The organism is Falsiroseomonas sp. E2-1-a4, from assembly GCF_051433165.1.
Taxonomy (GTDB): domain Bacteria; phylum Pseudomonadota; class Alphaproteobacteria; order Acetobacterales; family Acetobacteraceae; genus Falsiroseomonas.
Genome location: NZ_JBHMFS010000061.1, coordinates 1 through 1,771 on the forward strand (window position 1 = coordinate 1; position 1,771 = coordinate 1,771).

The 1,771-nt window shown below is 66.5% G+C and carries 2 pseudogenes; both read right to left on the minus strand.

Going from position 1 to position 1,771, the window contains the following annotated elements:
- Nucleotides 1-232, minus strand: a pseudogene (locus ACFHNC_RS24615) (integrase core domain-containing protein); the annotation flags it as partial.
- 7 nt (nt 233-239) lie between these two features.
- Nucleotides 240-1,631 (minus strand): annotated as a pseudogene (locus ACFHNC_RS24620) (IS30 family transposase).
- Between the last annotated feature and the right edge of the window lie 140 nt (nt 1,632-1,771).

The window sequence follows — 1,771 nt, forward strand, 5'->3', positions numbered from 1 at the left end:
AGTCGAGCGCGGAATGGCGGCGGATGGGGTTGTAGAAGCCGTCGATGTATCGGCCGATGGCGGCTGCGGCGTCGGTGCGTGTTTCGAAGGCGGTGCGCCAGACGAGTTCGGATTTCAGCGTCTTGAAGAACGTCTCGACCATGGCGTTGTCGAAGCAGTTTCCCCGCCCGGACATGGAAATCAGGATGCCGTGGGCCTTCAGTTCGGCCTGGTAGTCCACGGAACAATATTGCTTGGTCTCAACCGGTCGTCGCAACACCATCCTGAACTGACTGCAGCGCCGCGTCGATCGCTTCGGCAGGCGTCTTCCATCCGAGCGTCTTGCGCGGCCTGCTGTTGAGCGCTGCGGCCACTGCGGCGAGGTCATCGGCACCGTGCACGCTGAGGTTCGTCCCCTTCGGAAAGTACTGCCGCAGCAGGCCATTGGTGTTCTCGTTGGTGCCGCGTTGCCATGGGCTATGGGGATCACAGAAGTACACCTGCAGGCTGGTGTCGATCCGCAGCCTGGCGTGCTGCGCCATCTCGGCACCCTGGTCCCAGGTCAGCGAACGTCGGAGCTGCTCGGGCAAGGTGCTGATCGTCCCCGTGATCGCGTCACGCACCGCTTCGGCGCCGTGCCCGGCCAGCGCTGGCCCATTCTTCTCGCGCACCCCCGTTCCATGCCCCTCCATCGGCGGGAGGTGCAGCAGCATCGTGAACCGCGTCGTGCGCTCGGCCAGGGTGCCGATGGCGGAGCGGTTCAGGCCTATGATCAGATCTCCCTCCCAATGCCCCGGCACCGCGCGATCCTCCGCCTCAGCGGGACGTTCGCTGATGAGGATCTCCGGGGTGATGAACGACTTGCCGCGCCCATGCGTGCGCGCTCGCGGCACCCGGCCGGTCCGCAGGCATGCTGTCAACTCGCGCTTCAGTGCGCCCCGCCCCTGGACGTAGAGCGCCTGGTAGATCGCCTCATGGCTGATCCGCATCGTGGCGTCTTCCGGGTGGTCGAGCCGCAGGCGCTCGGCAATCTGCTGCGGGCTCCACGCCATGACCCATCTCCGCTTCTGCCGTCGCCCATGTCGCCGACCCTTCCAAGCCACCGCTGGGCCGGGAACTGCAGCGCCACCTGGCGCGACAACGGAACCAGCAAGCCGGTCCTGGATATACGACCGCAGCACAGAGTTCGCCGCGAGCTTCGCCACCTTCGGTCGACGCGCCGCCCGCTCGGCATGCCACTGCGCAGTCGTTGCGCGATAGTCCAGGTTGCCGCCCCGCGTTGCCGCGTTCCGCATGAGTTCGCGTGAGATCGTCGACGCTGCCCGGCCCAAGCGGCGCGCGATCTCGCGCACGCCAACGCCTTGAACTTGCAGCAATGCGATCTCCTCCCGCTCAGAAAACGAAAGGTAGCGCCCCGAAGGCGCCTTGGCAGAGCGCAATAAGTGCGACGGTGCCATCCCGCCCGCTACCCGGAACCATCTCGACCCGACTGCCTGCGACACACCCACACCCATTGCCGCGTCCTCGCTCGACAGCCTGCCGCGATAAACGCCCAAAACCGGCGCCGGTGCTCCCGCATCCCCACGCCAGGTCGCCCGGGCGACCTCAGCTTATCCCGTAAAAGCCCGTTCCGAACGCCGTCGACCCGCCATCGCACAACACTCCGCCAAGGTGTTGCGACGACCAATTGAATCCGCCTTGACTGCCGCGGTCCGAGTGGTGGATCAGGCCTGCCGCTGGACGGCGCATGACGACCGCCTTCCGCAGTGCTGCCAGGGCCAGGTCGCGGTGC